This is a genomic window from Streptomyces sp. V3I8 (assembly GCF_030817535.1).
GTDB lineage: Bacteria > Actinomycetota > Actinomycetes > Streptomycetales > Streptomycetaceae > Streptomyces.
Window position 1 is genome coordinate 1,941,200 of sequence record NZ_JAUSZL010000002.1, and the last position, 23,538, is coordinate 1,964,737.

The 23,538-nt window shown below is 72.6% G+C and carries 21 protein-coding genes and 1 pseudogene; 11 read left to right on the forward strand and 11 right to left on the reverse strand.

The annotated features are described in order from the left end of the window. Nucleotides 1-25 precede the first annotated feature (25 nt). Nucleotides 26-1,801 (reverse strand): IucA/IucC family siderophore biosynthesis protein, encoded by a 1,776-nt coding sequence (locus QFZ75_RS08520; protein ID WP_307535193.1) that lies wholly within the window; start codon nucleotides 1,799-1,801, stop codon nucleotides 26-28. Between the two features lie 28 nt (nucleotides 1,802-1,829). On the opposite strand from QFZ75_RS08520, the gene QFZ75_RS08525 reads away from it, so the two are divergent. From QFZ75_RS08525 to QFZ75_RS08535, 3 genes are read left to right on the forward strand one after another with little or no spacing between them, the layout of a single operon-like run. Continuing rightward, complete coding sequence (locus QFZ75_RS08525) at nucleotides 1,830-3,422, forward strand: IucA/IucC family protein (protein WP_307535195.1); 1,593 nt, start codon at nucleotides 1,830-1,832, stop codon at nucleotides 3,420-3,422. A gap of 48 nt (nucleotides 3,423-3,470) precedes the next feature. Continuing rightward, nucleotides 3,471-4,745 carry a VWA domain-containing protein gene (locus QFZ75_RS08530; protein WP_307535197.1) on the forward strand — a complete coding sequence of 425 codons (1,275 nt, stop codon included), beginning with the start codon at nucleotides 3,471-3,473 and terminating at the stop codon, nucleotides 4,743-4,745. Beyond that, nucleotides 4,745-5,584 carry a hypothetical protein gene (locus tag QFZ75_RS08535; protein WP_307535199.1) on the forward strand — a complete coding sequence of 280 codons (840 nt, stop codon included), beginning with the start codon at nucleotides 4,745-4,747 and terminating at the stop codon, nucleotides 5,582-5,584. The genes QFZ75_RS08530 and QFZ75_RS08535 overlap by 1 nt, the downstream gene beginning before the upstream one ends. A gap of 210 nt (nucleotides 5,585-5,794) precedes the next feature. Here QFZ75_RS08535 and QFZ75_RS08540 read toward each other — a convergent pair whose 3' ends face one another. Further along, a complete protein-coding gene (locus tag QFZ75_RS08540) occupies nucleotides 5,795-6,430 on the reverse strand; it encodes a winged helix-turn-helix transcriptional regulator (protein ID WP_307535201.1) in 636 nt (211 codons plus the stop codon). Between the two features lie 86 nt (nucleotides 6,431-6,516). On the opposite strand from QFZ75_RS08540, the gene QFZ75_RS08545 reads away from it, so the two are divergent. Both QFZ75_RS08545 and QFZ75_RS08550 read left to right on the forward strand, forming a co-directional pair. Next, entirely contained in the window at nucleotides 6,517-7,725 is a 1,209-nt protein-coding gene (locus QFZ75_RS08545) for a pyridoxal phosphate-dependent aminotransferase (RefSeq protein ID WP_307535202.1), read from the forward strand. Between the two features lie 98 nt (nucleotides 7,726-7,823). Next, on the forward strand, nucleotides 7,824-8,486 hold the full coding sequence (locus QFZ75_RS08550) for a hypothetical protein (RefSeq protein ID WP_307535204.1): 663 nt from the start codon (nucleotides 7,824-7,826) through the stop codon (nucleotides 8,484-8,486). A 90-nt stretch (nucleotides 8,487-8,576) separates the two neighbouring features. Here the strand turns inward: QFZ75_RS08550 and QFZ75_RS08555 are convergent, their stop codons facing one another. Further along, complete coding sequence (locus QFZ75_RS08555) at nucleotides 8,577-8,966, reverse strand: helix-turn-helix domain-containing protein (RefSeq protein WP_307535206.1); 390 nt, start codon at nucleotides 8,964-8,966, stop codon at nucleotides 8,577-8,579. Nucleotides 8,967-9,067: 101 nt separating this feature from the next. On the opposite strand from QFZ75_RS08555, the gene QFZ75_RS08560 reads away from it, so the two are divergent. Both QFZ75_RS08560 and QFZ75_RS08565 read left to right on the forward strand, forming a co-directional pair. Next, nucleotides 9,068-10,507 carry an MFS transporter gene (locus tag QFZ75_RS08560; protein ID WP_307535208.1) on the forward strand — a complete coding sequence of 480 codons (1,440 nt, stop codon included), beginning with the start codon at nucleotides 9,068-9,070 and terminating at the stop codon, nucleotides 10,505-10,507. Nucleotides 10,508-10,679: 172 nt separating this feature from the next. Beyond that, a complete protein-coding gene (locus QFZ75_RS08565) occupies nucleotides 10,680-11,498 on the forward strand; it encodes a chitosanase (protein WP_307535210.1) in 819 nt (272 codons plus the stop codon). Between the two features lie 69 nt (nucleotides 11,499-11,567). Here QFZ75_RS08565 and QFZ75_RS08570 read toward each other — a convergent pair whose 3' ends face one another. From QFZ75_RS08570 to QFZ75_RS08600, 7 genes are all read right to left on the reverse strand, one after another. Further along, nucleotides 11,568-12,926, reverse strand: a complete 1,359-nt coding sequence (locus tag QFZ75_RS08570) for a nucleobase:cation symporter-2 family protein (RefSeq protein ID WP_307544319.1) — start codon at nucleotides 12,924-12,926, stop codon at nucleotides 11,568-11,570. Between the two features lie 326 nt (nucleotides 12,927-13,252). After that, nucleotides 13,253-14,632, reverse strand: a complete 1,380-nt coding sequence (locus tag QFZ75_RS08575; protein WP_307535212.1) for an 8-oxoguanine deaminase — start codon at nucleotides 14,630-14,632, stop codon at nucleotides 13,253-13,255. Nucleotides 14,633-14,749: 117 nt separating this feature from the next. Beyond that, a complete protein-coding gene (gene pucL, locus QFZ75_RS08580) occupies nucleotides 14,750-15,697 on the reverse strand; it encodes a factor-independent urate hydroxylase (RefSeq protein WP_307535214.1) in 948 nt (315 codons plus the stop codon). 5 nt (nucleotides 15,698-15,702) lie between these two features. Continuing rightward, on the reverse strand, nucleotides 15,703-16,101 hold the full coding sequence (gene uraH / locus QFZ75_RS08585) for a hydroxyisourate hydrolase (protein ID WP_307535215.1): 399 nt from the start codon (nucleotides 16,099-16,101) through the stop codon (nucleotides 15,703-15,705). Continuing rightward, complete coding sequence (gene uraD, locus QFZ75_RS08590) at nucleotides 16,098-16,616, reverse strand: 2-oxo-4-hydroxy-4-carboxy-5-ureidoimidazoline decarboxylase (protein ID WP_307535216.1); 519 nt, start codon at nucleotides 16,614-16,616, stop codon at nucleotides 16,098-16,100. The genes uraH and uraD overlap by 4 nt, the downstream gene beginning before the upstream one ends. Before the next feature lie 153 nt (nucleotides 16,617-16,769). After that, nucleotides 16,770-17,138, reverse strand: coding sequence for a helix-turn-helix domain-containing protein (locus tag QFZ75_RS08595; protein ID WP_307535218.1), 369 nt, complete (start codon nucleotides 17,136-17,138; stop codon nucleotides 16,770-16,772). Beyond that, the gene (locus tag QFZ75_RS08600; RefSeq protein ID WP_307535220.1) at nucleotides 17,135-17,386 is read right to left on the reverse strand and encodes a hypothetical protein; all 252 of its coding nucleotides are present in this window, start codon (nucleotides 17,384-17,386) and stop codon (nucleotides 17,135-17,137) included. Before QFZ75_RS08600 ends, QFZ75_RS08595 begins: the two co-directional genes overlap by 4 nt. Nucleotides 17,387-17,607: 221 nt before the next feature. Here QFZ75_RS08600 and QFZ75_RS08605 point away from each other — a divergent pair, with 221 nt between their 5' ends. From QFZ75_RS08605 to QFZ75_RS08615, 3 genes are all read left to right on the forward strand, one after another. After that, entirely contained in the window at nucleotides 17,608-18,510 is a 903-nt protein-coding gene (locus QFZ75_RS08605) for a TIM barrel protein (RefSeq protein WP_307535221.1), read from the forward strand. 47 nt (nucleotides 18,511-18,557) lie between these two features. Then, entirely contained in the window at nucleotides 18,558-19,472 is a 915-nt protein-coding gene (locus QFZ75_RS08610) for a 2-hydroxy-3-oxopropionate reductase (RefSeq protein WP_307535222.1), read from the forward strand. A 541-nt stretch (nucleotides 19,473-20,013) separates the two neighbouring features. Continuing rightward, nucleotides 20,014-20,223 carry a hypothetical protein gene (locus tag QFZ75_RS08615; RefSeq protein ID WP_307535223.1) on the forward strand — a complete coding sequence of 70 codons (210 nt, stop codon included), beginning with the start codon at nucleotides 20,014-20,016 and terminating at the stop codon, nucleotides 20,221-20,223. Nucleotides 20,224-20,292: 69 nt separating this feature from the next. Here the strand turns inward: QFZ75_RS08615 and gcl are convergent, their stop codons facing one another. Then, nucleotides 20,293-22,077 (reverse strand): glyoxylate carboligase, encoded by a 1,785-nt coding sequence (gcl, locus tag QFZ75_RS08620; RefSeq protein ID WP_307535225.1) that lies wholly within the window; start codon nucleotides 22,075-22,077, stop codon nucleotides 20,293-20,295. A gap of 1,058 nt (nucleotides 22,078-23,135) precedes the next feature. Here gcl and QFZ75_RS08630 point away from each other — a divergent pair. Continuing rightward, nucleotides 23,136-23,519, forward strand: a pseudogene (locus tag QFZ75_RS08630) (hypothetical protein); the annotation flags it as partial. Nucleotides 23,520-23,538: the final 19 nt, after the last annotated feature.

Consider the following 23,538-nt stretch of genomic DNA (forward strand, 5'->3'; position numbering starts at 1 on the left):
GGCGTCAGGCGTCAGGCGTCAGGCGTCAGGCGTCAGGCGTCCGCAACGGGTTCGGGACGGGCCGGTAGCGCGCGTCCGCGCCGTCCGCCCCCGTCCAGCGCAGCAGCAGGTTCGTCTTGCCGGGCAGGGCCGGGGACCGCAGCAGGTCCGTCACCTCGGGCAGTTCCGCGGCGTACCGGCCCAGCTCCCGGCGCGCGGGCTCCCACGGGTCGAACCCCGGGCACCGCTCGCGCAGCGCCTCCGCGATCTCCAGGAGGTTGTTCACGACCAGGCAGTACACCAGCCGCTCCCAGCCCGCCGCGCGCGTCACGTCCGGCAGCAGTTTCACGCCCTCGGCGTCCCGGAACAGCGCCCGCACCGGCATGCCGTCGCCGTCCACGGCCACCACCGTGTTCTGCAGGTGCGCTTCGAGTACGACCCCGTGCCGGGCGAACAGCTCCAGCACGGGCGGTACGACTTGGCGCAGATACGCGGTCCACCAGGCGGCCGGATCGGTCAGGGTGTCCAGGGGGTTGCCGTCGAACCCGGCCGCACCGCCCAGGCCCGCCCCACCCCTCGCGCCCGACGCGTCCGTCACACCTGTCACGCCCGTCGCACCCGTCGCACCCGTCGCACCCGTCAGTCCCTCCGTCAGCGCGGCCGCCAGCAAGGGAGTCGAACCGGGAGTCACATGCCCGCCCAGACCGTCGCGCACGAGGACGGCCAGTTCCTCGAAGGCGAAGTCCGCCGTGCGGTAGCCGCGGTCGCCGAGCCAGGCCGCGCCGCCGCCCAGCGCGCGGAACGCCGCCGTCACCGCGGCGTCCGTCCGGCGCAGCGCGCGGAGGTCGTGCCGCCACAGGCGCCGGATGTCGTTGGTGATGCGGACGTCGAGGCTGAACTTGAGGAAGAGGTCGGCGTCGGGGGCGTACAGGGTGCGGATCGCCGCCGTCGGCCAGGCGGACCACGGGGAGGGCCCCAGGCGTACGAGGCGGCCGTCGGCGAACGCCTCGCGGATCCGCGGACCGCCGCCGACGAGGTCGAGCTGCCACGGGTGGGCGGGGAGCAGGCGGTAGCCGTCGGGGGCTCGCCCCAGGCCGTCCAGGGCCCCGGTGTCGCCGTCCTCCGTGCAGGCGTCCTCGCGCAGGCCGAGCAGCACGAGCGGGAAGTCGGCGTACGCCTCGGGGGCGTACGGGAGCCAGCCGGCGACCGGGCCGCCGCCGCGTGCCTTGGGGGCCGGATGGTACGGATGGCCGGTGATCAGGGACTGCTCGGAGCGCCGGTACGGGTCGGCGGGCGGGACGGCGCCCTCCCGGGCCGCCAGGACCGCCGCCACCACGTCGCGGCTGTCGGTCATCTCGGCGGGCAGTTCGGCGTTCGGCAGGCCGGTGTGCAGGCGCAGTTCCCCGGCGGTCAGCTCGACCAGTCCGGCGTGCCCGAGCGGCTGCCAGGCGCCGTCGGCGAACAGCTCCGGATCCCGGGGACGGCGTCCGTCGCGCACCCGCAGGAGCCGTCCACCGGCCGGCAGCCGGTACACCCGCCGCTCGCCCGGCCCGCGCGGACCGGGACCCTCCGGATCAGGTTTCCGCGGCCCCGGCCCGGGTTCGGCGATCTCCCGCAGCAGACAGTTGAGCAGCGGCGCCGCCGCGCAGGCGTCCGCCGCTGCGGCGACGGCCGTCTCAGCGACGGCCGCTCCGGCATCGGCCGCTTCGACGTCGGCCGCTCCGATGTCGGCCGCTTCGATGTCGGCCGCTTCGGCGATGTCGTCACCGGGCTGCGCGGGTGGCATGGGGTGCATGAGTTCCACGTGATCCGTTCGTTGCATGCTGTGCACTCGCGCTCAGTATGTCCGGATGTCCGACGTCGCACCCGGCCACGACGCCGCCCCCACCCCCGAGGAGCCCCCCGTGTCCCCTTCCCGCACCCCGGCCGAGACCGAGGCCGCCCTCGCCGCCGAGCTGCACACCGTGCGCCCCGCGCTGCTGTCCCCGTACACGGCCGGACTCCCCGGCGCCCGGGCGGCCGTGCTGTCCCGGCTGTGGCGCGGACTCGCCCACGACCCGCTGCCGTGGGTCTCGCGCCGCGAGGCCGGGCACGACGGGCTGACGCTGCGGCTGGCCGACGGCCGCCGGCTGCACGGGCCGCGCCCGGACCCGTACGCGACGGCCACGACCGTCACGGAGGTCGGGCTCGACGGGACGGCGTACGACCATCCGGCCGCGCTGATGACGGCGCTCGGACTCCCGCACGGCCGCGCCTTCGCCGCCGAACTCGCCGACAGCGTCGCCTCGTTGGCCCTGTCCCGCGCCGACCGGTTTGCGCCGGCCGACCCCCGTACGCTGTGGGAGTGGGAGCAGCGGATCGTCGACGGGCACCCCTTCCATCCCAACTGCCGTTCGCGGCCCGGGTTCTCGGTGGCCGAGCAGCTCGCGTACGCGCCCGAGCACCGGCCGGTGGTCGAGCTGGGCACGGTGGCCGTACGGGAGGACGACTGCCGGTCGACCGGCGTGTGGCCGTACCGGGAGGGCGGGCGGCTGCTGATCCCCGTGCACCCGTGGCAGGCGCGGCACGTGCTGAAGGACGAGCAGCCGCTCGGGAGCGGGACGGCCGCTCATCCCCTGATGTCCCTGCGCACCTTCGCCGTGCCGGGCGGGCCGCACGTCAAGACCGCGCTCAGCGCCCGGCTGACCTCCTCCGTGCGGGACATCTCGGTGTACTCGATCACGTCGGCCGCGACGGTGTCCGCGTTCATGGAGTCGATGGCCGGGCGGCTGGACGGCCTGCTGCACATCACCCGCACGCTCGGCGCGGTCACCACCGGCTCCCCCGACCTGGCCGCCGTCTCGCGGGAGTCCCCGGACCTGTACGCGGGACCGGGCGAGCGGGTCGTGCCGGTCGCCGCCCTCGCCGCGGACGTCTTCCCGCAATCCCCCCAGTGGCTCGGGGAGTTCGGCCGGCTCGCGCTCACCGTGGGACTGCGGCTGCTCGACCTGGGCGTGGCCCTGGAGGCCCACGGCCAGAACCTGCTCGTGGTGCTCTCCCCCACCGGCGCCCCGGTCCGGCTCGTCTACCGCGACCTGGCGGACATCCGGATCAGCCCGGCCCGGCTGGCCCGCCACGGCATCCCGGCCCCCGGCCTGACGGGCCGTATCGTCACGGACGACGAGACGGTCCTGCGCAGCAAGCTCTTCGGCTCGCTCGTCGCGGGCGCACTCGCGGCGACGGCGGGTTCGACGGCCGCCCTGCGCGAGGCGCTGTCCACGGCGGTACGGGACCTGCCGCGCACCCCGGACCTGGCGGCGCTGCTGCAAGAACCCGTGCCGGCGAAGGCGTTGACCCTGATGCGGCTGTCCCCCGACCGGCCCGGGGACCTCTGGGCCCGCCTGCCCAACCCCCTGGCCGGCACGACCGGTCCGCCGGCCGGGACGCCTGCGGACCCAGCCTGACCACCACTCGTTTTGGGGTGCGGCGCCTTTGCTCCATAGGATCCGGCGATGATCACAAGACAACGGCTGGCGGCGGGCGCCTGCGCCCTGCTCGCCGCCCTGACGGCCGGAATCGCGCTCCCGGCCGGCGCCGTCGCCGACGAACCCTCGGGGGCCGCCGCGCCCGAGGTGGACCTCGTCCTCGACGTCAGCGGCTCGATGCGGGCGCGGGACATCGACGGGCAGTCCCGGATGGCGGCCGCCAAGCAGGCCTTCAACGAGGTCCTCGACGCGACTCCCGAAGAGGTCCGGCTCGGCATACGGACGCTCGGCGCCAACTACCGCGGCGACGACCGCAAGACGGGCTGCAAGGACACCGAACAGCTCTACCCCGTGGGGCCGTTGGACCGCACCGAGGCGAAGACGGCGGTCGCGACCCTGTCGCCCACCGGCTGGACCCCGATCGGCCCCGCGCTCCTGAAGGCAGCCGACGACCTCGAGGGCGGCGAGGGCTCCCGCCGGATCGTCCTCATCAGCGACGGCGAGGACACCTGCGCCCCGCTGGACCCCTGCGAGGTGGCACGCGAGATCGCCGCCAAGGGGATCGGCCTCACCATCGACACCCTCGGCCTGGTGCCCAGCACCAAACTGCGGCAGCAGCTCAGCTGCATCGCGGAGGCCACCGGCGGAACGTACACCTCGGTCGAGCACACCGACGAACTCACCGACAAGGTGAACCAGTTGGTCGACCGCGCGGCCGATCCGGTGGTGACGCCGGTCGCCGTGGTGGGCGCCGACGCATGTGCGAAGGCACCCGCGGTCAAGTCGGGCCTCTACACCGACCGTGAGGAGTTCGGGCAGCACCGCTGGTACCGCGTGGACGTCCCGGCCGGCTCCGAGCTGCGTGCCTCGGTGAGCGTGGCGGCCGACCGCCAGGTGAACCGGGACTACGGGGTGTCGCTGCGGGCGGTGACCGCGAGCGGCCGCGAGATCGTGCGCGGCGAGACGACCGGCAGCGGCCGCACCGACGTCCTGTCGGCCGGCCTGCGCTATCCCAAGGCGGAGAGCGACGACTCGGACGACGACGAGGCGGCGACGGAGACCGTGTGCCTCCAGGTCGCCAACTCCTTCTCGGCGGCGTCCGGCGTGAAGACCACGCCCGGCCTGCCGCTCGAACTGACCATCGACGTCGTGGACGGTCCGGACGCCTCGGGCGACGTGGCCTCCTTCGGCCTCGGGCGCGGCTGGTGGCTGCTCGGCGCGCTGGTGCTCGTCGGCTTCGTCGCGGGTGTGCTGTGGGGCTGGGTCTCGCGCTGGCGGGTCGCGGTCTGGAGGACCAACTGATGGGGCGTGAGCGTGTGTTGAGTGTCGGTGGCGCACGGAGTGCCGTCCGTGCGGTGACCGCCGGGCTGCTGCTGCTCGGGGCCGGGGCCGTCGGGGTGGTTCCGGCCGCGGCCGACTCCTCGCCGTCCGCGAGTCCGTCGGGCGACAGTGCCGCGCCCACGTCGGCCGGGACGTCGTTCCGCACGGCGGCCGAGATCGACCAGGGGGAGACGGCGACCGCGAGCGCGTCCATGGGTGACTACCTCTACTGGTCGTTCCCCGCCGACGCCATGCAGCGGCCGACCGTGGAGGCGACGGTGAAGCTGCCGAAGGCGCACGCCTCCGCGACCTGGCAGATCGACGTGTACGACGGTCTGCGGCGCCGGCAGGCGTGCCAGTACGGGGCACAGACCCGGACGGCCGCGCAGGACGCCGCGTCCGTGTCGCTGTCCTGCACGCTGCGTACCGTGCGGGCCTGGTCGGAGCCGTGGGCCGACGACCCGCTGCCGGGTACGTACTACGTCCGGCTGACCACGGTCGGCCTGAAGGCGGCGGATCTCGGACTGCCCGTCGGCGCCGAGATCCGGGCCGGCTCCAAGGACGTCGGCGGGGCCGCCGCGGTCGACGGCTCGCTGGGTGAGCCGCTGGTTCCCGGTGTCGCCGTGAAGGCGGCGGCCGAGGAGGAGGACGAGGGGTCCGGGGCGGGCGCCGTGCTGTCCAGCATCGAGCCCGACGACGGCTGGTCCTCCGGATGGTGGTCCGACCGGTGGGTGTGGACCGGGATCGGGGGCGTGCTGGCCGCTCTCGCGGGGATCGGCGGGTACGCGCTGACCCGGGGGGCCGGGCGCCCCCGGCCGTAGGGCCGTAGGGCCGCGGTGTGGCGGTCCGGGCGCGGGTGGGCTGTGGCTGGTCGCGCAGTTCCCCGCGCCCCTCGAAGGGCCCGCACATGCGTTGCCGGGTGGCGGGTGCGTAGTGGCTGAGCGCGCAGTTCCCCGCGCCCCTCCAGGGGCCCGCACGTGCGTTGCCGGGTGGCGGGTGCGTGGTGGCTGAGCGCGCAGTTCCCCGCGCCCCTAGCGGGGTTCTTGCAGGGCCTTTGCCAGAGGGGTGTCGCCTGTGACGGTGACGCGGCCGGTCCGTACCGCGTCCAGGAGATCGAGGCCGCCCTGAGCCAGGGCCGTGCACGTTCCGGTGTCGAGGACGAGGTGGGCGTCCGGTCCCTCCGGGGCCGGACCCTCCCCGTACACCGGGCCGTCGGCCGTACCGAGACGTACGTGGAACTCGCCCTCCTCCAGCCGGACCTGAACCGTCCCTTCACCGAAGCCCGCCAGTGCGCGCAGCAACGGCAGGGCGAACCAGTGGGCGCGCAGGGCGTCGGTGGGGCGGCGGTCCGCCAGCAGGGGGGCGCCCCATTCGCCCAGTGCCTGGAGCACGGGCAGCAACCCGCTCCCCCGGGCCGTGAGTTCGTAGACCTGGGCCGCGGACGGCGGGGGCATCCGGCGCCGGGTCGTCAGGCCGTCCCGCTCCATGTCCTTGAGCCGGGAGGCGAGCACGTCCGTGCTGACCCCGGGGAGGTCGGCGTGCAGATCGGTGTAACGGCGCGGACCGGCGAGCAGCTCGCGGACGATCAGGAGGGTCCAGCGGTCCCCGACGGCGTCGAGCGCCCGGGCAGCGGAACAGTACTGGTCGTAGCTTCGGCGAGGTGACATGCGACGCAGTCTAGACAACTTGTTGGACTTTCCAAGCGGGAACTTGGTAAAACCAAGCAACACCACAACACGGAGGTGCGCACCGCATGGAGTTCCGGCAGTCGAGCAAGCTCAGCGAGGTCTGTTACGAGATCCGGGGCCCGGTCATCGAGCAGGCGAACGCGCTGGAGGAGGCAGGCCACAGCGTGCTGCGCCTCAACACCGGCAACCCCGCGCTCTTCGGTTTCGAGGCACCGGAGGAGATCGTCCAGGACATGATCCGGATGCTCCCCCGGGCACACGGCTACACGGACTCACGGGGCATCCTCTCGGCCCGCCGCGCCGTGGCACAGCGTTACCAGGAGCGGGGCCTCGAAGTCGGCGTGGACGACGTCTTCCTGGGCAACGGCGTGTCCGAGCTCATCTCCATGGCTGTCCAGGCGCTCGTCGAGGACGGCGACGAAGTCCTCATCCCGGCCCCGGACTTCCCGCTCTGGACAGCGGTGACGACGCTCGCGGGCGGCAAGGCCGTGCACTACCTGTGCGACGAACAGGCCGACTGGTACCCGGACCTGGACGACATGGCGTCGAAGATCACGGACCGCACACGGGCCGTCGTCATCATCAACCCCAACAACCCCACCGGCGCGGTCTACCCCAAGGAGATCATCGAGGGCATCCTCGACCTGGCCCGTCGGCACGGCCTGATGGTCTTCGCGGACGAGATCTACGACCAGATCCTGTACGACGACGCCGTGCACCACTCGGCCGCCGCGCTCGCACCCGACCTGGTGGTCCTCACCTTCTGCGGGCTGTCGAAGACGTACCGCGTGGCGGGCTTCCGCTCCGGCTGGCTGGTCGTCACCGGTCCGCGGCAGCACGCGAAGAGCTATCTGGAGGGCCTCACCATGCTGGCCTCCATGCGGCTGTGCGCCAACGCGCCCGCCCAGTACGCGATCCAGGCCGCGCTCGGCGGCCGGCAGTCCATCCACGAACTCACCTCCCCCGGCGGCCGGTTGCACGAGCAGCGCGACCGCGCGTGGGAGAAGCTGAACGAGATCCCCGGCGTCTCCTGCGTGAAACCGAAGGGCGCGCTGTACGCGTTCCCGCGCATCGACCCCGCGGTGCACAAGATCCACGACGACGAGAAGTTCGTGCTCGACCTGCTGCTGCGCGAGAAGATCCAGGTGGTCCAGGGCACCGGTTTCAACTGGCCGCGTCCGGATCACTTCCGCATCCTCACCCTCCCGTACGCCGACGACCTCGACGCGGCGATCAGCCGGATCGGGCGGTTCCTGAGCGGCTACCGGCAGTAGGCGGGACTGTCGGACCCGGGCCGTACGCTTCGGACGGGCCCGCCGGTCGACCGGGAGCGGATCGGGCCCACCGCGCCCCGCAGGGGAAGGAGCGTCCCGTGACCCGTCCGCCGACCGCCGCACAGCGGCGCGTCATCGACGCCGCCGACCCCGTGACCGGACGCCTGCGGGGTACGGAGAGCCAGCTCGCGGCGCTGGTCAGGCAGGGACTGGCCTTCCGGCACCCCCGCCCGCCGCACGACCACTTCCTCACCCCGGCCGGGCACCGGACCCGCGAGGAGGCGGTCCCGGCGACGGCGGCCGCCCCCGGGACCCCGGGTCCCGCCACCGCTCGCGACACCTCCGGGGTGTTCACCGCGCGGGTCGGCGGCGAGGAGGCCGCCGACGCCGGTCCGGCGCGCGTACGTGAGGTGCACAGCGCCTGGCAGGGGCTGCTGGAGCTGCGGCGGATGACCGGCACGGGCGGCGCCGTGGACCGGCCGTGCGCGTGGGAGCGTACGCATCTGGTGCAGGCCGCCGCGCTCGCACTGGAGGCGGCGGGACTGCGCCCGGCGGGACCGGACACGGGCACCGGCGCGGGCGCCGACGGGTACCGGGTGCGCGCGACGCCGCAGCCGGAGGCCGTCGCCGTACGCGCGGCGGACGCGTCGGCCCTGAGCCGGTGCGCGGCGACGCTGGAGAAGGCGGGATGGCAGGTGAGCGAACACGCGGAACCACGCACGGGCGCCCGCTACCTGCTGGCCTCGCCCCGCCGGTCGTGAGGACCACGGACCGGCCGTGAGGACCACGGACCGCCGTACCCCGCAGGGGCGTTGACGCGCGCGGGCCACCGCGCGGGGCGTCCGTCCGGATCACTCCGGCCGGTGGGCGGCGTCGTACGCGGCGCGTGACTCGGCGATCGTGACGCGATGCCGTTCCGCCCAGTCGGTCAGCCCGAGCAGCGACGCGTGCAACTCGTGGGCCACCGGCGTGAGCGCGTACTCCACCTTCGGCGGGACCGTCGGATGGACGGTGCGGGTGACGAGCCCGTCGCGCTCCAGGTTGCGCAGGGTCAGCGTGAGCATGCGGCGGCTGATGCCCTCGATGCTGCGCTCCAGCTCCGTGAAGCGGATGGGCCCGTGGGCGGCGGCCACGATGATCAGCACGCTCCACTTGCCGGCAACCCTGTCAAGAACCTCGCGGACGGGGCACGCGTGCGCGTTCACGACCTGCGAGGTAACACCGGTGTTCCCCTGGGACATTCGGGTGCCTCCTTACGGCCGGTTCCGACGGTCACTCACGATGTCCTCCGTTACACGTCGTGCACCTATGGATCGTCCAGCGATTGTACGGAGGCCGTGCCATGTCGACCCGGATCGGAATGCCCCCGAAGGAGCCCGCACAGCGAACACGGTCCCGATGGGCGTCCCTCGCCGTGCTGTGCGCGGGCGCGCTGATGACGGTCCTCGACGGCACCATCGTGACGGTGGCGATGCCCGCCGTCCAGAACGACCTCGGCTTCTCGTCCTCGGGGCTCGCCTGGATCGTGAACGCGTACCTGATCCCCTTCGGCGGGCTGCTGCTGCTCGCGGGGCGGCTCGGTGACCTGGTCGGACGCAGGCGGATGTTCGCCACGGGACTCGCCGTGTTCACCGCGGCGTCCGTGCTGTGCGGGGTCGCCACCGGTCAGGCCACGCTGATCGCGGCGCGGGCGCTGCAGGGCGTCGGCGGAGCGATGACCTCGGCGGTCGTGCTGGGCATGCTGATCACGCTCTTCCCCGAACCGCGTGAACAGGCGAAGGGGATCGCACTGTTCAGCGCGGTGGGCGCGGCGGGCGGCGCGCTCGGCACGTTCCTGGGCGGGGCGCTCACCCAGGCGCTCGACTGGCACTGGATCTTCCTCATCAACCTGCCGATAGGGATCGCGGCGTGGATCGCCGCCCTGCGCGTCCTGGCTCCGGACCCCGGGACGGGGCTCGGCAGGGGCGCCGATTGTCCGGGGGCCGCACTGGTCACCGGCGCGCTGATGCTCACGGTCTACGCGATCGTCGGCGCCGGGGAGCGTCCGGTCGGGGCCACGCTGATCCTGGCCGCCGTCTCGCTCGCGCTGTTCGCAGCCTTCACCCTGCGGATGGCGCGGGCCGCCCGGCCACTGCTCCGGCTGCGGCTGTTCCGCTCCCGGCTGCTCGTCGGCGCCAACGGTGTCCAGGTGCTGATGATCGCGACGATGTTCGGCTTCCAGTACATCGGGGCGCTCTACCTGCAACGGGTGCTGGGCTACGGCGAGTTGCGGACGGGGCTGGCCTTCCTGCCGGCGCCCGTGCTGATCGGGGTACTGATGCTGGGCCTGTCGGCCCGCACGATCGGCCGCTTCGGGCCGTACCGGGTACTGCTCGCCGGGCTCGTGCTCATCGTGGCCGGGACGGGGCTGCTGAGCCGGGTGCCGGCCGACGGTTCGTACGTCACCGACGTCCTGCCTTCGATGCTGCTGCTCGCGGCCGGGTTCGCGGCTGCGATGCCCGCGGTGACGGGGCTCGCGATGTCCGGGACACGGGAGGAGGACGCCGGGCTGGCGTCCGGACTGTTCAACACCACGCAGGTGGTGGGGGGTTCGCTGGGACTGGCGACCCTCATGACACTGGCGGCGAGCCGTACGGGCGGGCTCATGGACGGTGGCGAGTCGTTCGCGACGGCGACCGCTGACGGGTACCGGCTGGCGTTCGCCGTGGCGACGGGGATCGCCGTCGCGGCACTGGCGCTGGCGGCGGGGGTGCTGCGGCCGGCCGCCGCTTCCCCTCACTGACCGCTTCCTCTCACCGACCCGGGGTCCGGCCCCGGGGACGGGAGGAGGGGCGGGGGCGGGAGGGGGCGGCGGGAGCGGAGGAAGTCCTTGAAGGGTGTACGTCACTCCTCATCTCTGGTAGGAAACCTTCCTAACAGTACGGAAGAGCGACCCCACCCCCACAGGAGGTCCCGTGCACACCCCCCACACCTCACGCCGAACCGTCCTCACGATGATCGGCGCGGCCCTCGTCGCGGGCCCCGCCCTCACCCCCGTCCCCGCGAGCGCCGCAAACCGCGCGGGCGCGGGTCTCGACGACCCGGCGAAGAAGGAGATCGCCATGAAGCTCGTCTCCAGCGCGGAGAACTCCTCGCTGGACTGGAAGGCGCAGTACGGCTACATCGAGGACATCCGCGACGGCCGCGGCTACACCGCCGGCATCATCGGGTTCTGCTCGGGCACGCACGACATGCTCGACCTCGTCGAGCTGTACACCCGGCGCAGGCCGGGCAATCTGCTGGCCGGATACCTGCCGGCGCTGCGCCGCGTCGACGGCACCGACTCGCACGAGGGCCTGGACCCCGGCTACCAGGACGCCTGGCGCCGGGCGGCCCAGGACCAGGCCTTCAAGCAGGCCCAGAACGACGAACGGGACCGCGTCTACTTCGACCCGGCGGTCCGGCGGGGCAAGGCGGACGGCATCGGCACGCTCGGCCAGTTCGCGTACTACGACGCCGTCGTGATGCACGGCAACGGCGGCGACAGCACGAGTTTCGGCTCCATCCGCGACCGGGCGCTGGGCCGGGCCAGGCCGCCGGCCCAGGGCGGTGACGAGGTGACGTACCTCAATGCGTTCCTCGACGCCCGGGTGTGGGCCATGAAGCAGGAGGAGGCGCACGAGGACACCAGCCGGGTGGACACCGCCCAGCGGGTCTTCCTCAGGAACCGCAACCTGAACCTCGACCCGCCGCTGGACTGGCAGGTCTACGGGGAGAGCTTCCACATCGGGTAGTGGTCGCGCCGACCGTGCCCGGCACCGGCCTCACCACCGGGGCCGGGCACGGTCACCGCGGCGATCGCGTCAGACCCCCGGTGCCGTCCGCGGCCCCCCGCCCGTGTGCTGCACGGCGATCTCCTCGCCCGGTTCCATCGGCGCCGTCACCTCGTCGCACTCCCGGCCGCCGCCCAGGTGGTTGAAGACGAGGTTCAGGGCCACGGCCGCCACGCACCCGGTCGATATCCCCGAGTCCAGGATGATCTTCGCGGTCTCCGGGAACGCGTGGTAGAACTCCGGCGCGGTGATCGGGATGATGCCGACGGCCAGCGAGACCGCCACGATCAGGACGTTGTTGTCCTTCTCCAGGCCCGCCTTGACCAGGGTCTGGATACCGCTCGCGGCCACCGACCCGAACAGCACCACGCCCGCCCCGCCGAGCACGGGGCGCGGCACCACGGCGATCAGCGACGCGGCCATGGGGCACAGGCCCATCAGGACGAGGAAGCCGCCGCCCGTGGCCACGACGTACCGGCTGCGGATGCGGGTCATCGCCACCAGGCCGATGTTCTGGGCGAAGGCGCTGCACATGAAGCCGTTGAAGAGCGGGCTGACGGCCGAGCCGAGGGTGTCGGCGCGCAGGCCCGCGGCGATGGTCCTCTCGTCGGCCGGCCGGCCGACTATCTCGCCCAGCGCCAGCATGTCCGCGGTCGACTCGGTCATCGACACGACCATCACCACGCACAGCGAGACGATCGCGGCGAGCTGGAACTGCGGCGCTCCGAAGTGGAACGGTGTCGGGAAGCCGACGACCGCCGCGTCGGCCACCGGCGCGAAGTCGGTGACACCGAACGGGATCGCGACGAGCGTGCCGGCGACCAGACCGAGCAGGACGGCGATCTGTTTGACGAAGCCCCGGGTGAAGCGGCGCAGCAGCAGGACGATGAGGAGGGTCGCGCCCGCCAGGCCCAGGTTGGTGGTCGAGCCGTAGTCGTGCGCCGCCGGGTCGGGGCCCTGGGCCCAGCCGAAGGCGACCGGCATCAGGGAGATGCCGATGAGGGTGATGACCGTGCCGGTGACGACCGGCGGGAAGAAGCGGACCGCCTTGCTGAAGAAGGGGGCGGCGAGGAAACCCAGTACACCCGCCACGATGACGGCGCCGAAGATGACCGGCAGGGCGTCGCGCTTGTCGTCGGTGGAGTTGACGACCGCGATCATCGGGGCGACACCGGCGAAGGTGACGCCGTTGACGAAGGGCAGGCGGGCGCCGATCTTCCAGACGCCGAGGGTCTGCAGGAAGGTGGCGAGTCCCGCGGTGAACAGGCAGGCGCCGGTGAGGAAGGTCAGTTCGGTCGCGGTCAGGCCCACGGCCGCGCCGACGATCAGGGGCGGGGCGACCACACCCGCGTACATGGCGGCCACGTGCTGCAGACCGCTGGTCGCCATCCGCAGGGCGGGCAGTCTCTCGTCGACGGGGTGCTTGGCAGGGCCGGTCGGTTCTGCGTCCGTACTGCTGGGCGTGTGCTGGGCGGCCACGGCGGCTCCTCCGGTCGGGTACACGTCGGTGTCGACGCGGGTGTCAGGGAGGTGGTGGGAAACGGTGCCCGCCACGGAGGGGACGTGGCGGGGGCAGCAGGACGGGGAGGGGCCGTTCCGGGACGCGGGCGTGTTCGTGCGCGCGCCCCGGAGACGGTCGCCGCGGACCCCGATCGGGTCCACGGCCACCGGCCGAGGGCCGTCCCCCTCGGCCGGAGGTCTTGGCGGGAACGGGGTCAGGCCCGCGCGGTGATACGCGCGAGGCGCTGCGCCTCGTCCCGGGTGGAGCGGGCGATGGCGTCCTCGTCGGCGTGCAGCAACCGCCCGTCCCCGACGATCTGTTCGCCGTTCACGAAGGAGGCGGTGACCGGCGCGGCGGCGCCGAACACGAGGGCGGTGACCGGGTCGGCGATCGAGGCGTGGGCCAGGGTGTCCAGCTTCCACAGCACCAGGTCGGCGAGCTTGCCCGGTTCCAGGGAGCCGATCTCCGTTGCGCGGCCGAGGACCTGCGCTCCGCCGTACGTGCCGAGCCGCAGCGCCTGCCGGGCGTTCAGCGCGGCCTCGCGGTGGGCGCCGAGGCGGTTGACGAGCAGCGCGTTGCGCAGTTCGGTGTGCAGTTCGCCGGACTCGTTGGACGCCGTGCCGTCGACCCCGAGGCCGACCGGGACGCCGGCCGCGAGCATGTCGGGGACGCGTGCGATCCCGGCCGCCAGCCGGGCGTTGGACGAGGGGCAGTGGGCCACCCCCGTCCCCGTACGGGCGAAGGCGTCGATGTCGGAGTCGTTCATGTGGACGCAGTGCGCCATCCACACGTCCTCGCCGAGCCAGCCGGTCGACGCGAAGTAGTCGGTCGGGCCCATGCCGAACAGTTCCTTGCAGAACTGCTCCTCCTCGACGGTCTCCGAGCCGTGGGTGTGCAGTCGTACACCCTTGCGGCGAGCCAACTCGGCTCCCTGCCGCATGAGTTCGGTCGACACGGAGAAGGGCGAGCAGGGGGCGACGGCCACCTGGGTCATGGCGCCGAAGGAGGCGTCGTGGTGTTCGTCGACGGTCGCCTCGGTCGCGGCGAGGGCGTCGTCGAGGCTCTCCACGGCGAAGTCCGGCGGCAGCCCGCCGTCCTTCTCGCTGCGGTCCATGGACCCGCGGGCGAGGGTGAAGCGGACGCCCATCTCGCGTGCGGCGCGGATGATCGCACCCGACAGGTCGCCGGAGCCCCGCGGGAAGACGTAGTGGTGGTCCATGGCGGTGGTGACTCCGCCGCGCGCCATCATGCCGAGCGAGCCCTGGGCCGCCGCGTACGTCATGCGCTCGTCGATGCGCGCCCAGGTCGGGTAGAGGGCGACGAGCCAGTCGAAGAGGTTGTGGTCCGTGGCGAGGCCGCGGGTGATCCACTGGTAGAAGTGGTGGTGGGTGTTGACCAGGCCCGGGGTGACGAGGTGGCCGGTCGCGTCGATCCGGCGTACGACGTTCTCCAGGCCCCCGGGGGCCCTGCCTGCGCCGAGCGACTCGATGCGGTTGCCCGCCAGGACCAGGTGGCCCGTGGGGTACTCGGTGTCGTCGGCGTCCACGGTCGCGATCGAACAGTTCTCTATGACGATGCGCCGGTCTGCTGCCATGGTTCGTCCTTCTCGCTGTCGGGAGCGGGCACGGCAGGACCCGGGGAGGTTTGAGTGCCGCGGCCCGGTGGACGGGCCGCGGGTGCCGAAAAGGGAGCCGGTCGGGGACGCGGAGGGTCAGAGGTTGGTGAGGTCCACCGGGATGAGTGCCTCGCAGCCGTCCCGCAGGATCGTGGCCTCGATCAGCCCGTAGGGCCGGTCGGCGGCGTAGTACACCTCGTTGTCGTTCTTGAGGCCGAACGGCTCCAGGTCGACGAGGAAGTGGTGCTTGTTCGGCAGCGAGAAGCGGACCTCGTCGATCTCGGCGCGGTTGTCGATGATCCGCGCGCCCATCTGGTACAGGGTCTGCTGCAGCGACAGCGAGTACGTCTCCGCGAAGGCCTGGAGCATGTGCCGGCGCACCTGCCCGTAGGACTCCTCCCAGTCGGGCGCGGGCTGTTCGCCGTCGGTCCAGCCGAACCGCCACCGCGCGGAGACCTCGGTGGCGAGGATGCGGTCGTAGGCCTCTTTCAGCGTCGTGTACGTGTCCTTGACGTAGCCCCAGAACTCGGAGTCCGTCGAGTTCAGCACGACCAGGTCCTTGAGGCCCGACACAACCTCCCACGAGGAACCGTCGTACGTGATCTGCGTGACGCGGGTCTCCTGGCCCCTGCGGGCGAAGGAGTGCCCGGCCGCCCCGGTTCCGGTGGCCCGCGCGTCGGCCCCGGAGGTCCCGATCCGCTCCCAGGAGTACTCCTCGATACGGATGCGCGCCCGCCCGATCGGTTCCTGCGAGGTGACGAAGTGCCGGGCGAGGTGGATGCCGAACTGCTCGGCGGACTCGATGCCGTGCTCCTTGGCGAAGGCGTACACCGTGTTCTTGGTGGTGTCCGTCGGCAGTACGTTCGCGTTGGAGCCCGAGTAGTGGACCTCCTCCATGTCACCGCTGAGGGCGACGGAGACGTTCAGGTCCTTGATGTGGTGGGTGGCGCCGTCCCGGGTGATCCGGACGACGCGGTTCTCGGCCTTGCCGTACTGGTTCTGGGCCAGCACCGCCGAACGGGCAGGACGGGAAGGGGTGGTCATGTCTGCTAGCTCCCTCGGTAAACGGAGTAGCCGAACGGGTTGAGCAGCAGCGGTACGTGGTAGTGCTCGCCCGGGCTGACGGCGAAGGTGATCGCCACCTCGGGGAAGAACACGTGTGCGGCACCGCTGTCCCGGTTCGCGGGGGCGTCCTGCTGCGCATCGGCTTGCTTCTTCTCGAAGTACGCCTCGACGGCGAAGTCGAGCCGTACGTGTGTGGTGCCCTCCGGCAGGGCCGGCAGGTCCTTGCACCGCCCGTCGGCGTCGGTCGCGGAGCCACCGAGTGCCTGCCAGTCGCCGGCACGGCCGACGCGGGCCGCGAGCAGGACGGAGACCTCCCCGGCGGGGCGGCCGACGCTGGTGTCCAGGATGTGCGTGGACACGGAGGCGGTGGTGTCGGTGCTCATGCGGGTGCGTCCTGTTCGACGAGTGGGGCGAGGCGGATGCGGTTGATCCTGCCGAGTTCGGTGCGCGCGATCTCGCGCTCCTGCTCCGGCGTGTTGCCGAGCCGCCGCTTGACCGCGTCGCGCATCTGCTCGCCGGTGAGGCCGGTCGCGCAGATCAGGAAGACATGGCCGAACCTCTCCTGGTACTCCAGGTTCAGTTCGAGCATCTGCGCCCTGAGTTCGTCGGAGGCGTCCGCCATGCCGCGCTGTTCGCAGGAGGAGGCCGGGTCGCCCGGCTTCGGGCGCCCGATCGGCGGGTGTCCGGCCATCGCCTGCGCCAGGTCGGCGTCGGACAGGCCGGCCATGGCATCGTCGCTGGCCGCGAGGAGTTCGTCCGCGGTGGCGTACGGGCGCCGGGCGAGCAGGCTGCGCGCCCAGGTCTGCGAGGCACACAGCTCGTGCAGGGCGGCGAGGGCCGCCCGTTCCTCCAGGGCGTTGAACCGGGCGAGACCGCCGGGTGTCGTACTCGACGTCACGGGAAGCCTCCGTGGCCTTGTGCTGGACGGGCTGCGGCCAGCTAACGCCCTCGGAAACACCGCGTCAACACTTTGTTGAAAAATCCGGGTAACAAACACCGTCACCGCACACGGGGCGGCAGGCACCGGGTCACGAACGGGAGCGGCCTGCGCTCAGGCGCCCTTCTCCCGGTTCAGGTAGTTGTAGACGGTGAACCGGCTGACGCCGAGCGCGGTCGCCACGGTCTCCACGCCGTGCCGCACGGAGAAGGCTCCGCGCGCCTCCAGCATCCGTACGACCTCCTGCTTGGCCTTGCGGTCCAGTTCGGCCAGGGGCTTGCCGCGCTTGCGCTCCAGGGCGGCCAGGATGTGGTCCAGCGAGTCGGCGAGTTGCGGCAGCCGCACGGCCACCACGTCCGCGCCCTCCCAGGAGAGCACCACGTCGTCGGGCCCCGCCTGGTCGGGCGGCAGCATCTCGGCGCCCATCGCGTCGACCAGCGGCTTGACGGCCGAGACGAAGGGGTCGTCCGCGGATGCGGTCATCCCTCCCCCTCACCGATCACGTTGACCTGCAACGAGACCCGGGTGGCGCCCGCGTCCAGGGCCCGGCGCAGCAGCGCGTCGACCGCGGTGAGCACCGAGTCCGCGCCGCCCTCGGCGGTGTTCCCGAACGGGCCGACGTCCACCGCGTCCAGTTCCGCCCCCTCGATGACCTCGCGGGCGACCAGCGCGTGCGGCGGCGCCTCGTCGAGGTCGAAGGGTTCGGTCGTGAACTCCACTCTCAGTCGCACTGCGCCCCCATGACATCGCTCCGCCCTGCGTCTCCCGGCGGCACCGGTCCGGCCGGCCGCAAGGTGACCCTAGCCCACCCCGCTTTTCCCGCCGACTCCTCTTGACAAGGTCGGCACCCGCGGGCAGCCTTTCCATCAAGCAGAAAAGAATTTCCATCATACGGAATTAACGGAATCATCTGCGACGGACCCGCTCGACACGGAAGGGAGCGCCGACCCACATGCCCGGTTTCTCGATGGATGCGGCCGCAGAGCAGCGCTTCAACGTCAACCTGTCGATCCTCTTCACGGAGCTCCCGCTCCTGGAGCGCCCCGCGGCAGCCGCGGCGGCGGGCTTCACCGCGGTCGAGTTGTGGTGGCCCTGGACCGACACCCCCACCCCCGCACGCGCGGAGCTCGACGCCCTGCGGAAGGCGATCGAGGACGCGGGCGTACAGCTCACGGGCCTGAACTTCTACGCCGGGCAGCTGCCCGGCCCGGACCGGGGCGCGCTGTCGGTTCCGGGCGAGGAGTCCGAGCGGTTCCGCGCGAACATCGACGTGACCGCGGACTTCGCGCACTCGTTGGGGTGCACGGCTCTCAACGCCCTGTACGGCAACCGCGTCGAGGGCGTCGATCCGGCCGAGCAGGACGAACTCGCCCTGGAGAACCTGGTACTGGCGGCCCGCGCGGCCGACCGTATCGGCGCGGTCGTGCTGATCGAGGCCCTCAACGAGCCGGAGTCGCCGCGCTGCCCCCTGGTGAGCGCCCCGGCCGCGGTCGCCGTCGTCGACAGGGTCAACGAGGCGACGGGGCTCGGCAACGCCAGGTTCCTGATGGACCTCTACCACCTGTCCATGAACGGCGAGGACCTCCCGTCGGTGATCGAGCGGTACGCCGCGCGGACCGGCCATGTGCAGATCGCCGACAACCCGGGCCGCGGCGCCCCCGGCACCGGCTCGCTCCCGCTGGCGGAGCTGCTCGGCCTGCTGCGCGAACAGGGGTACGAGGGCTGGGTCGGCCTGGAGTACAAGCCGGGCGACCGGCCGAGCGCCGAATCGTTCGCGTGGCTCCCGCGCGAGGCCCGCGCCGCCCGCCCCGCTCGCACCGCCCGCGCTTCCCGCACTCCCCGCACCGCTCGCTGAGCGGCAACCCCCGGACGTAGAACCGCAGTCAGAGAGGCACCCCCACCATGAGCAACCCTGCCGACAGTTCCGGCACGCCCCGTCCGACGATCGCCTGGATCGGCCTCGGCATCATGGGCTCCCCCATGTCGGAGAACCTGGTCAAGGCCGGGTACGACGTCACCGGGTTCACCCTGGAGCAGGACAAGCTGGAGCGGCTGACCGCCGCCGGCGGCACGGCGGCCGGCTCGATCGCCGAGGCCGTGCGGGACGCCGACGTCGTGATCACGATGGTGCCGGCCTCCCCGCAGGTCGAGGCCATCGCGTACGGGCCCGACGGCATCCTGGAGAACGCGCGTTCCGGCGCCCTCCTGATCGACATGTCCTCCATCACCCCCCAGACCTCCGTGGACCTGGCGGCAGCGGCGAAGGACAAGGGCATCCGGGTCCTGGACGCCCCGGTGTCCGGCGGCGAGGCCGGCGCGGTCGAGGCCGTGCTGTCCATCATGGTCGGCGGCGAGCAGGCCGACTTCGACCGGGCCGGGCCGATCTTCGAGGCGCTGGGGAGGACCGTCGTGCTGTGCGGGCCGCACGGCTCGGGCCAGACCGTGAAGGCCGCGAACCAGCTGATCGTCGCGGTGAACATCCAGGCGTGCGCCGAGGCCGTGGTCTTCCTGGAGAAGTCGGGGGTCGACCTGCGGGCCGCCCTCGACGTCCTGAACGGCGGTCTCGCCGGTTCGACCGTACTGACGCGCAAGAAGGACAACTTCCTCAACCGCGACTTCGGGCCGGGCTTCCGCGTCGACCTGCACCACAAGGACATGGGCATCGTCACCGACGCCGCCCGCAACGTCGGCGCGGCACTGCCCGTCGGGGCCGTGGTCGCCCAGCTCGTGGCCTCGCTGCGCGCCCAGGGCGACGGCGGCCTGGACCACTCCGCGCTGCTGCGCGCGGTCGAGCGCCTCTCCGGCGCGCGGGTCTGACCGCCCGCCCCCGCAGACCCGGGCGGCGCCGGCGCCGACACCTGTCCTGTCGCGCCCGAGCGGCGGCGCCGCCCGGCACCAACTCCATGACGGCGCAAGGGATCCGGCGGGAGGTCGGATCCCGGGCGCACCGCCCGTGCGGACCGTGGACCCGGATGAGGGGTGGTCCACGGGACGGCCGGGCAGGGCAGGGACCGCGGCGGTGTGCGAGCCAGTGCGGTGGTGAAGGTCCCGGGGCCCCTCCTCGACCTGAGGGGAGGACGGCTCCCGGTACCGTCGCGCCGCCGCGGTCCCGGCCCGGAACGTGCTCCGGAGCGCCGCGTACGGACGGTCCCGTACGCGGCGCTCTTCGCCGTCCGTACGTACGCCGGTATGCGTACGCCGGCTACGGCACCCTCAAATCAACCTCTGAAGATGGTCCCGGGGGCTTCAACTCACCGCGCCGGAGGCACATTCTCAGCACATGGGGCCCGCCGGCACGGGGGCGGCGGGCCCCCTACGGGAACCACCGCGGGCCGGGCCTGAAACGGAGGTGGGACGCATGGACGACACGATCTCCGCGCTTCGGCGCGAGCCGTACGCGGCAGCGGTGTCGTGGAGCGGACCGCCCGCCGCAGGGACGGTCGCCGCGGTGACGGTGGCCGCGGTGACGGTCGCCGGGACGACGGTCGCCGTGCGCGGTGCACCGGTCGGGGGAGAGCACGGGGGCGCCGGACCGGTTCCGGGCCGCGGCGGGGGCGGCAGGCACTGAACACGGCGCGAGGCCCCCGTCCTGAGTCCTCAGGACGGGGGCCTCGGCTCTGTCCGGGGAGTCCGGCGCTCAGACCTTCAGGGGTCTGACGGAGGTGGGCGCGTGGCCCGGCTCGGTCGCGAGCTCCTCGAACTCCACGACGTTGCCGATGTCGTTGGTCGTGGACATCGCGATGTTGGTGACGCGCTCCAGGACCGCCTCGACCACCACCGGCACCTGGAACTCGGCCGCGAGCTTCTTCGCCTGCTCGAAGGCGGCGCCCAGCTCGGCCGGGTCGGTGACCCGGATCGCCTTGCAGCCGAGCCCCTCGACGACCTTGACGTGGTCGACCCCGTACACGCCCAGCTCGGGCGAGTTGATGTTCTCGAACTCCAGATTGACCTGGAAGTCGATGTCGAACCCCCGCTGGGCCTGCCGGATGAGGCCCAGGTAGGCGTTGTTGACGAGCACGTGGACGTACGGGATCCGGTGCTGGGCCCCGACGGCCAGTTCCTCGATCATGAACTGGAAGTCGTAGTCGCCGGAGAGCGCGACCACCTGCGCCCCGGGGTCGGCCTTGGCCACGCCCAGCGCGGCCGGGACGGTCCAGCCGAGGGGGCCGGCCTGACCGCAGTTGATCCAGTGCCGCGGCCGGTAGACGTGCAGCATCTGCGCGCCGGCGATCTGTGAGAGACCGATGGTGGTGACGTACCGGGTCTCCGGGCCGAAGGCCTTGTTCATCTCCTCGTAGACGCGCTGCGGCTTGATGGGGATGTCGTCGAAGTGGGTACGCCGCTGCAGGGACGCCCTCCTGTGCTGGGCGGCCCCGGCCCACGCGGACCGGTCCGGCAGCCCGCCTGCGGCCTTCGTCTCCTTCGCCACCTCGACGAACAGCTCCAGCGCCGCCTTCGCGTCGGAGGCGATGCCGTAGTCCGGGGCGAAGATCCTGCCGATCTGGGTGGGCTCGATGTCGACGTGGACGAACTTCCGGCCGGCCGTGTAGACGTCCAGCCTGCCGGTGTGGCGGTTGGCCCAGCGGTTGCCGATGCCGAGGACGAAGTCGGACTCCAGGAACGTCGCGTTGCCGTAGCGGTGCGAGGTCTGCAGGCCCACCATGCCGGCGTTCAGCTCGTGGTCGTCGGGGAGGCTGCCCCAGCCCATGAGCGTGGGGACGACCGGGATGCCGGTCAACTCGGCGAACTCGACGAGGAGTTCGCAGGCGTCGGCGTTGATGACGCCGCCGCCCGCGACGATCAGCGGCCGCTCGGACGCGTTCAGGAGCGCGAGCGCCTTCTCGATCTGCGCGCGGGTCGCGGCCGGCTTGTAGACCGGCAGCGGCTCGTACGTCTGCGGATCGAACTCGATCTCCGTGAGCTGGACGTCGATGGGCAGGTCGATGAGGACCGGGCCGGGGCGGGCCGAGCGCATCAGGTGGAAGGCCTGCTGGAAGACGCCCGGGACCTGGGCGGCCTCCAGCACGGTGACCGCCATCTTGGCGACCGGCCTGGCGATCGACGCGATGTCGACGGCCTGGAAGTCCTCCTTGTGGATCACGGCGGTCGGGGCCTGTCCCGTGATGCACAGGATCGGGACGGAGTCGCCGGTCGCGGAGTACAGACCGGTGATCATGTCGGTGCCGGCGGGGCCGGACGTCCCGATGCAGACGCCGATGTTGCCGGGCGCGGTGCGGGTGTAGCCCTCCGCCATGTGGGCGGCGCCCTCGACGTGGCGGGCGAGGGTGTGGCCGATGCCGCCGGAGGACTTGAGCGCCGCGTAGAAGGGGTTGATCGCCGCGCCCGGCACACCGAACGCGTCGGTGACGCCCTCGCGCTTGAGGATTTCGACTGCCGCGCGGGCAGCGGTCATACGAGCCATTGCGTACTCCTGCTTCGGCCGTGGGATTCGGGCTCCCGTCGCGCCCCGCGGAGAGCTTCAAATTCCGTATCGTGGAAAGTAACTTCTACTATCTGGAAGCAATGTAGGTCGGGGGGCGGGGGGCGTCAAGAGCGCGCGGACGGCGCGCGGGGGTTGCGATCGCGGGGTGTCCGGGCGATTCACTGCCGGAGCGCGCGGTTCCGGAGGACGATGGAGAAGCCGTCCCCGTGTGGTGTCGGCGTCACGGTGTTCTGGAGAGGGTCATGGCCGAGAGCGTGCCGGTCGTTTGTCCGGCCTGCCGGCGGGAGCATGTCTATGCGGCGCCGGCGTACCCGTGTGTGTGCGGGGCGCCGGTCGCGCCCCTGTTCGACGTGCGGGCCCGTCCCGAGTCCGTCACCCATCACACCTGGGACGAGGACTGGGTGACGATCCCCTGCACCGCCTGCGGACGCGCGGACCAGTGGCCCCGCCCGGAGCTCGGCTGCCCGTGCGGGACGCTGCTGCGGGTCCCCCTGGCGTACCCCGGGCCCGCCGGGCCCGATGACTCCGCCGAACCGGATGACCCCGCCGAACCGGATGAGGACGCCGAGTGCGCAGAGCACACCAGGTCCGGGGCGCGCGCCGAACCGGGGCCGGGGGCCGGGTTCAGCGGCCCCAGCGAGGTCGGCGGGCACGCCGCCGGTCCCGGAGCGGCGGCCCCGGACGCCGGCCACACGCCGAGGGCCGCCGGATCCGGAGCGGCCGACGCGCATGCCGGGGAAGCGCCCCGCCCCGCCGGCCACGGGAACGCACCCGACGCGGGCGGCGCGGACATACCCCGGGCGCGGCGCACCGGCGACACCGGTACGACCGATACCGGTACCGCCGGTTCAGGCGTCGAGCATGTGTCGCACGCCGCCGACTCCGACGCGGACGGCCCGGGCAGCGGGGGCGGCGGGGGCGGCCCCGGGAGCGGTGACACCGGAGCCGGCTCCGGCTCCGGCCGTGGGCGGCCGGTTCCGAGGCCGCGACGTCAGCGCCTTCCTGCCGCCGTTCCCCTCCCCCGCACCGAACCGGCGCCGCGCGCCGCGTTCCAGCCGGTGACGATACGGACGGCCCGTGACGCCGTCACCGCCGCCGCGCTGTACCTGCGCTGGCTCGGCTACCGGGACATCCGGCGGGCCGACCAGCGGCCGCCCTCCGGGATAGGTCTCGCGGCCCGCGGGATCGTCGCCCAGGTGGACCCGACCGTGCGCCCGGCCTCCCCGCGGGACGTGGAGTGCCTGTGGCTGACGGCGATGACGGAGTCCGCGGGCTGCGTCTACTTCTCCCTGGCCGGCTACGAGAAGGACGCCCGCACCTGCGCCGACTCGCTCGGCGTGCCCCTGTTCGTGCTGGACCTCACCGGCACCCCGCAACCGGCCAACAACCTCGCCGGCGAACTCGCCGAAAGCGGCGCCTGATCCCCCAACTCGGCCCGAA